Raw genomic sequence first — 8,165 nt, 5'->3', positions numbered from 1 at the left:
CTTTGTTGCTGATAAATCAGCTTTTTTAGAATTACGCTTGACGTTTTATGTTCGTTCAGTTTTCAAAGAACAATCTCATTCGCTTCAGAAGCGACTTTATTATCTTAACATCCCGTCATCATCATGTCAACTATTTTTTAAAAATAATTTTTGATGAATGATTGAGCAAATCTCTCTCTTTCTTGGGGACAAAAACTACTATATCACGATTAAAAAGTGTTTGCAATATAATTTTTAAAGTTTTTATAAAGAAACTTCTTTTTTTAAAAAACAAACTTCAAATCTGTCATTTAGCTTCTCAACTAATCTTTTAATAAGTTTTTTCTATTGTACTATTACTTTAATTAAATAAGTAAAATCTTCACCATTAAAAACCAGTCTCTTTTTATATTCTATACCGAATCCTTATACAAAAACATCTATTTGTTCCTTAACTTCCACATAACCTCCATTCACACCGCTTCATCATATTTAAGTACAATCAAAGCCAGTGGAAGTCCCCTTTTGTGAACTTCCACTGGCTTTTTTCATCAATTAATATTTATTTCTGACGCATATGCGGGAACAACAATACATCTCTAATAGAAGCTGCGTTTGTTAGTAACATAACTAAACGGTCTACACCAATACCTAGTCCACCTGTTGGCGGCATTCCGTATTCTAGTGCTTCAATAAAGTCGTTATCCATCATATGTGCTTCATCGTTTCCTTGCTCACGCTCTTTTAACTGCGCTTCAAAGCGTTCTTTTTGATCAATCGGATCATTAAGCTCAGTGAATGCATTAGCGTGTTCTCTAGCGACTATAAATAACTCAAAACGATCAGTAAAACGTGGATCGTTCTCATTCTTTTTCGCAAGAGGAGAGATTTCTACCGGGTGTCCGAAAATAAAGGTAGGTTGAATTAACTTCTCTTCCACTTTTTGTTCAAAGAATTCATTGACGATATGACCATATTGCATATGCTCGGTAATTTCCACACCATGCTCTTTTGCAAGTGCACGTGCTTCCTCAACTGATGTTTCTTTCCAGAAGTCTACACCCGTATATTCTTTCACCGCATCTACCATATGAAGTCTTTTCCACTCTGGTTTCAGATTAATTTCATATTCTCCATACTGAACAGTTGTTGATCCTAGTACTTCTTCTGCAATATGTGCAATAAGGTTCTCTGTCAAACTCATAATATCACGATAATCAGCATAAGCCTCATATAGTTCAATCATCGTAAACTCAGGGTTATGTCTTGTAGACACGCCTTCATTACGGAATACACGACCGATTTCATACACTTTCTCCATCCCACCAACAATCAGGCGTTTTAAGTGTAGTTCAATGGCAATACGCATATATAATTCCATATCTAACGCATTATGATGAGTAATAAAAGGTTTGGCTGAAGCCCCACCTGCAATGGCATGCATCATTGGTGTTTCTACTTCTAGATAACCCTGATCGTCTAAATAACGTCTCATAGATTGTATAATACGACTACGTGTAATGAAGGTATGTTTACTTTCTTCACTCATAATCAAATCTAGGTAACGCTGGCGATATCTTTGCTCAACATCTTTTAAACCATGGAATTTATCAGGTAAAGGACGAAGCGCTTTTGTTAATAGTTCAAATTGTTTTGCTTTAACAGACAGTTCCCCTACTTTTGTTTTGAAAAGAACACCTGAAATACCGACAATATCACCCAAATCTGCAGATGTAAAAACTTCATATGCTTCTTCACCAACAGCATCCTTACGAACGTATAATTGGATTTGTCCAGATAAATCTTGAATATGTGCAAAACCCGCTTTACCTTTACCGCGTTTTGTCATAATTCTACCTGCAATGGTGACAGGAATTTCTTTTTCCTCTAATTCCTCTTTTTCAAATTGAGAGTATTCCTCAACCAATTGCTGTGATTGATGTGTGCGATCAAATCTTTTTCCGAAAGGATCTACGCCTTGTTCACGAAGACTGTTCATCTTTTCACGTCTAACCACTAATTGGTCGTTTAATTCTTCATGATTTTGACTCACAGATACCATCTCCATCTTAAATCTTTTATGTAGACGCCTATGGGCGGTTTACGAAGATTTAGTATTTTATATCTCTATTATTGTACACAATACAACAACGACAGACATCTATAAAGTAAAAAATAGAATAAAAACTGCCAGCAAGTGACTGGCAGTCGTTCATTATTTCACAGAAATATTATAGTTAAATATAAAAATGATGTCAAACCAGCTATTGAACGCTGATTGCCACTAATTGTAGTTAATCAGACTGCTTTTGAAGCTTGTCTTTCTTTTTCTTCCATTTCCACTACTAACGAAGAAAGGACGTTTACAACATCTTCCCTTGTATTACATTCATTAATAGCAGCACGAGCTTTTGCATTTCCTTTGATTCCCTTTAAATACCATGCCGCATGTTTACGCATTTCACGGACAGCAATATGTTCATTTTTCAGTTCAATCAATCGATCCATATGCAATGTGCAGACATCCATTTTCTCACGAACGGACGGCTCCCCCATTAGTTCCCCTGTTTCTAGATATTTGACTGTTCGATAGATCATCCACGGGTTTCCTAAAGCTGCACGTCCAATCATCACCCCATCTACACCTGTTTCATCTAACATTCTTTGTGCATCTTGGGGAGTCTGTACATCTCCATTACCGATTAACGGGATTTGAATATTTTGTTTTACTTCTCGAATGATGTCCCAGTTAGCTGTACCTTCATACATTTGAACTCTCGTACGACCGTGCAACGAGACTGCTTTACCTCCAGCACGTTCAACCGCTTGGGCATTTTTCACAGCGTATATATGGTCTTCATCCCAACCCATACGCATTTTGACCGTTACAGGCTTTTCTACCTCCGATACGACCGCTGAAACCATCTCATAGATCTTATTTGGGTCTAAAAGCCATTTGGCACCCGCATCACACTTTGTAATTTTCGGCACCGGGCATCCCATATTAATATCGATAATATCTGCATTAGTATTTTGGTCAACAAATTTCGCAGCCTCAACCAGGGTTTCTTTTTCCCCTCCGAAAATTTGTAGACTTAACGGCTTTTCACGCTCATCTATATACAGCATATTCATTGTTCTTTCATTTTTTAAAATAATGCCCTTATCGCTCACCATTTCGGCACATACAAGCCCCGCTCCGAATTCTTTCACTGTTAATCGGAATGCGGAGTTACACACACCAGCCATCGGTGCAAGGACCACTCGGTTCTTGATGTTCACATCACCAATTTGAAACATGTCCGAGAGACCTCCTTCTATTTATGGATTTCCTCCTCTTTAGGTGGAGCTAAATCCTCCATTGTCACATGTAGTAATGTTGTGATTTTTTCCAGTAATTGTTCCGTAGGCATACGATTACCTCTTTCAATCTCACCAATAATAGAAACTGATATACCTAACTTTTTCGCAAAACCTTCTTGGGTGTATCCTTTGAGCTTTCGAAAAGCGCGAATACGTCTCCCCCATTTTTCCGCTTCCATATCCGAACTCCTTTTTTGTCTGGGATTGCCTCTAATTTCTCATGTAAAGGCTGTTCCTCATCCGGTAAGCAAATGTTGGGTTGAATCTCTAGAAGTGGAATGAGCACGAACGCTCTCTCATGCATACGTGGGTGTGGAACGATTAACGTCTCTGTCTCAATATTTTCTTGATTATATAGTAAAATGTCAAGGTCTATATTTCTTGGACCCCAGCGAATAATCCTTTTTCTACCAAGATCTTGCTCAATTCTCAGTAGTGCTTTTAATAGTTGCGAAGAAGATAATGTCGTATGAACTTGGATGACCATATTCAAAAATTGCGCTTGGTCTTCAAACCCAACGGGATCCGTCTCATATATCGAGGAATAATTCACCACCTCAATCTCTGTATTCTCCAGAAGGGTAGTAATTGCCTCATATAAATGTACGTCTCGATCTGTCATATTTGAGCCTAAGCCGATAAAAGCTATATTTGTCACTATTTCCTACTCCTTGTCATTTCTATTGCTACAGAATCATAATGACCTGGAATAGGGGGATCCGGTTTGACTACTTTTACAGTTATTTGAGAAATTTGTTGAAAGTTGACCAATGCTTCTGAGGCAATTTTTTCCGTTAGTGCCTCTACTAACTTGAATGGTTTCCCCTCTACTATTTTCTTACACAGCTCATATAGATCTGCATAATTGATCGTATCATTTAAATCATCACTTTTGCCCGCGTCTCTTAAATCTAACTCAATTGTTAAATCCACATAAAAACGTTGACCTAATCGATTCTCTTCAGTAAATACCCCGTGATATCCATAAAACGCCATGCGATTTAAATAGATTTTATCCAAGATTAACATCCTTCCCAATGAGTGCATCCATCATTTTGGCCATACGGCTCATTTCCTTTACATCATGTACACGCATAATCTGACAGCCTTTTTGAATACCATAGCAGACTGTCGCCCCTGTCCCTTCCATTCTTTCATCAACAGGTAAGTTAAGTACATTGGCAATCATTCTTTTCTTTGATGTACCTAGCAATACAGGATAACCAAACGCCACAAGCTGATCAAGATGGCGCATCATTTTTAGATTATCTTCATGGCTTTTCGCAAATCCTATGCCTGGATCTAAGATGATATTGTCATCCCTAACTCCCGCTGCCTTAGCAATCGCGATACTTTCATATAAGTCATTCATACAATCTCTAAAAAACGAATCATATTTTTCATTATCTCGATTATGCATTAAAATAATGGGGACATCTTTTTCAGCAGCTAATGGTGCCATTTCTTTATCTCTCTTTGCCCCCCAAATATCATTAATAATATGCGCACCTGCTTCTAGGGCATGCTTCGCCACTTCCGCTTTATACGTATCAATAGATAGAGGAACCCGGACTTCCTTTACAATCGCTTCTATTGCAGGAACCACTCGTGCAATTTCTTCCTCAACGGAAATCTCTTCATATCCTGGCCGCGTAGATTCGCCACCAATATCGATAATATCTGCTCCAGCTTCTACTAATTCCTTCGCTCTCTCTACCACATTCTCTAATTGATTATATTTTCCACCATCAGAGAAGGAATCAGGCGTGATATTAAGTATGCCCATGATTAATGTCTTCTTACTATAATCTAAGGTATAAGAACCACACTGTAATAAACTGTTTGTCATGCTTTTCCTCCTAAAGTGAATCTCTACTCCACAAAATCTCTCTTTGTTGTTTGTATACACTCTGCAACAAGGTCACCATCGCTCCATTTAGACCCGGAAGCTGTCGACCTTCCATTGTTTTAAGCGGGACAATTTCCTGAATAGAGTTGGTAATAAATATCTCTTCAGCCGCAACGATCTCGTTATAGTGAAATACACCTTCTTCAACCTGCCATCTTAACTTTTTAGCTATCATTATAATAAATTGCCTCGTAATACCGTTTAAAATACCCGTTTCAATCGCTGGTGTGTATAATACTTTTCCTTTCGTCCAAAAAACATTAGATGAAATACCTTCAGCCAAAAAACCATCCTTCGTTAAGAAAATTCCCTCTAACGTATCATCTGCACCTAATTCCTGTTTAGCTAAAATATTGTTTAAAAAGTGGTGTGACTTTAAACGCTCAGCCCCTTCTGGTGTATTTCTTCTAATAGAAAGGATTTTTCCGTTTTTTTCAACCGGGAGGGGGGCTTGAGGCAATTCATTGGCAAAAATAATAACGGTAGGTTCTAGATAATGGTCAGCTCTTAAACCTACTTCGCCTATTCCCGCAGAAACATTTACTCTTATTCTAGCATTTCTTAATTGATTCATTTCTAATAAGCCAGCTAAATGAGATTGTAACTCTTCTCGTCCATTAAATGGACTACGAATACATACAGCATCTAACCCTTGATTCAAACGTGCTAAATGGTCATCCAATAAAAACGGATGTCCATTGTATATACGAAAGGTCTCAAATAAGCCTAAACCATATAAATATCCATGATCAAATGGAGAAATACTCGCTTCTTCTTTTCGCACAAGCTTGCCATTAACACTAATATACAACGTGTTTGCCCCCTTGTTGAAGGAGGTCATGCTGGATTAAAAAGTTTAAGAGCAAGTCTTTTCCTGCTGATGTCATAATGGATTCAGGATGAAACTGGACTCCTTCAATTGGTAGGTGTCGATGTCTTAACCCCATAATTTCACCTTCCTCCGTCCACGAAGAAACTTCGAAACAATCTGGAAGGGTTTCTTTTTCCACAATTAAAGAATGATAGCGCGTAGCTAAAAATGGCACTTCAATCCCTTTATAGATCGTTTGTTTGTTATGAAAAACGGGTGAGGTTTTCCCATGCATTAATCTATCTGCCCGGACCACCTTGCCTCCAAATACTTGTGCAATTGATTGATGGCCTAAACATACACCGAAGATAGGGAGCTTCCCAGCAAAGGCTTCTATGGCTGCTAAACTAATGCCTGCTTCATCCGGACTACATGGTCCTGGTGAGATCATTAAGCACGAGGGGGATAGTGCTTCAATATCAGCAATTGTGATTTCATCATTACGCTTAATAACCATTTCCGCACCTAATTCCCCTAAATATTGCACCAAATTAAACGTAAAAGAATCAAAGTTATCAATCATTAATATCACTTTTCCCATTCCCCCTTCTTTTCTGCTAACTCTTTTGCCCGCCATAGCGCCTTCGCCTTCTTTAACGATTCTTTATATTCTAAATGAGCTTCAGAATCAATAACGATTCCCGCTCCTGCTTGTACATACGCCATTCCCTCTTTGACTAGCATTGTTCGAATCATAATATTCAACTCTAAGTCACCATTAAAGCCGATCCAACCAAGTGATCCTGTATAGATACCTCTTCTTACTGGTTCTAATTCATCAATTATTTCCATCGTTCTAATTTTCGGTGCACCTGTGATTGTGCCGCCTGGAAAAGAGGCATCTATTAAATCGTACCCATCTCTACCGTTAGCTATTTTCCCTCTTACATTCGACACAATATGCATAACGTGGGAGTATTTTTCAATCACCATAAATTCATTGACTTCAACCGTACCATATTGGCACACACGTCCTAAATCATTCCGTTCTAAATCAACAAGCATAACGTGCTCAGCTCGTTCTTTTTCATTTTCAATCAATTCATTGGCTAATCTAAGATCCTCTGCTTCATCCTGACCACGTGAACGAGTACCTGCAATAGGTCTTGTACTCACTTCATCGCCTTTTTTCTTTACTAATAATTCCGGTGAACCACTGACAATTTGGTAATCAGGGGTATTTAAATAACCCATATAAGGAGATGGATTCAGTTCACGTAAATGACTGTACACTTCAATAGGAGGAACGTTCAGCTTTTGAGTACCCCTTACAGAAAGATTGACTTGAAACACATCACCACTCGCAATATATGCCTGTACCTTTTCCACTGCTCGAACAAATGTTTCTTCACTGATGGAAACGTCTTTTAAAGTAGGTTCCTTATCCCCAGCTAACTGATCCTCTCCTTGTTCCACTTCCTCTGTCCAACAATTCAGCCATGCGGTTTCCCTTAAGGTGATATCGTCTCCTTTATCATGGACAAATATCAACCATAATTCTTCTGTATCATGATCAAAAACGAACCATTCTTCAAATAAGAAAAAATGCGTATCAGGCATTTCTAAATCATCTTCAGTCAAGTCTGGTAAGTTTTCAATATAACGTCCGTAATCATAGCTTACAAATCCCAATACACCTCCGTGAAAATCTGGTAAATTTCCTAAAGGCTCTTCGATTTCATATTGCTTTAACCACTTTTTCATTTCATGTAATGGGTTACCATGTGCCACGTGCAACCCTTCACTTGTTTTTATGTATAGCTTACTATCTTTCCCCTTAAACTCAACAACTGGACCAAAGCCAGCCACACTATAACGGCCACTTCTACCGCTCTCTAATAAAATATGTATATCATAGTCCTTAGCAATCTTTTTGTATAATGGAAAAAACCATTCCTTCGAATAGCTTAACTTTTTGGTATGGATCATTTTTTTCATTGAATCTCACCTCATACTCATCATACCGAATTGCTTACAAATTGCTAGTCATTTCCTCATTGTAATAATTGTTAATCAAAAATGAAGGCTAGTCACCAAGTAGAA

At 38.1% G+C, this 8,165-nt stretch carries 9 protein-coding genes; all 9 read right to left on the bottom strand.

Going from position 1 to position 8,165, the window contains the following annotated elements; all coding sequences use genetic code 11:
• Window positions 1–541: 541 nt before the first annotated feature.
• Window positions 542–2,041 (bottom strand): lysine--tRNA ligase, encoded by a 1,500-nt coding sequence (gene lysS, locus H9655_RS20215; protein WP_191817041.1) that lies wholly within the window; start codon window positions 2,039–2,041, stop codon window positions 542–544.
• A 236-nt stretch (window positions 2,042–2,277) separates the two neighbouring features.
• On the bottom strand, window positions 2,278–3,279 hold the full coding sequence (gene dusB / locus H9655_RS20210) for a tRNA dihydrouridine synthase DusB (RefSeq protein ID WP_191817035.1): 1,002 nt from the start codon (window positions 3,277–3,279) through the stop codon (window positions 2,278–2,280).
• A 17-nt stretch (window positions 3,280–3,296) separates the two neighbouring features.
• Window positions 3,297–3,521: a helix-turn-helix domain-containing protein gene (locus tag H9655_RS20205; protein WP_191817034.1), complete on the bottom strand. Its 225-nt coding sequence runs from the start codon at window positions 3,519–3,521 to the stop codon at window positions 3,297–3,299.
• Entirely contained in the window at window positions 3,437–4,000 is a 564-nt protein-coding gene (gene folK / locus H9655_RS20200) for a 2-amino-4-hydroxy-6-hydroxymethyldihydropteridine diphosphokinase (RefSeq protein ID WP_191817033.1), read from the bottom strand. Before folK ends, H9655_RS20205 begins: the two co-directional genes overlap by 85 nt.
• The gene (gene folB / locus H9655_RS20195; protein WP_191817032.1) at window positions 4,000–4,362 is read right to left on the bottom strand and encodes a dihydroneopterin aldolase; all 363 of its coding nucleotides are present in this window, start codon (window positions 4,360–4,362) and stop codon (window positions 4,000–4,002) included. Before folB ends, folK begins: the two co-directional genes overlap by 1 nt.
• Window positions 4,355–5,191, bottom strand: coding sequence for a dihydropteroate synthase (gene folP / locus H9655_RS20190; protein WP_191817031.1), 837 nt, complete (start codon window positions 5,189–5,191; stop codon window positions 4,355–4,357). The genes folB and folP overlap by 8 nt, the downstream gene beginning before the upstream one ends.
• A gap of 10 nt (window positions 5,192–5,201) precedes the next feature.
• Window positions 5,202–6,062: an aminodeoxychorismate lyase gene (gene pabC, locus H9655_RS20185; RefSeq protein ID WP_191817030.1), complete on the bottom strand. Its 861-nt coding sequence runs from the start codon at window positions 6,060–6,062 to the stop codon at window positions 5,202–5,204.
• The gene (pabA, locus tag H9655_RS20180; protein ID WP_191817040.1) at window positions 6,052–6,654 is read right to left on the bottom strand and encodes an aminodeoxychorismate/anthranilate synthase component II; all 603 of its coding nucleotides are present in this window, start codon (window positions 6,652–6,654) and stop codon (window positions 6,052–6,054) included. Before pabA ends, pabC begins: the two co-directional genes overlap by 11 nt.
• Complete coding sequence (locus tag H9655_RS20175) at window positions 6,651–8,060, bottom strand: anthranilate synthase component I family protein (protein WP_191817029.1); 1,410 nt, start codon at window positions 8,058–8,060, stop codon at window positions 6,651–6,653. Before H9655_RS20175 ends, pabA begins: the two co-directional genes overlap by 4 nt.
• Window positions 8,061–8,165 lie beyond the last annotated feature (105 nt).

Source organism: Cytobacillus stercorigallinarum (assembly GCF_014836495.1).
GTDB classification, from domain to species: domain Bacteria; phylum Bacillota; class Bacilli; order Bacillales; family Cytobacillaceae; genus Cytobacillus; species Cytobacillus stercorigallinarum.
The sequence above is the reverse complement of the archived record's forward strand: the minus strand, read 5'-3'. Positions and strand labels throughout refer to the sequence as shown.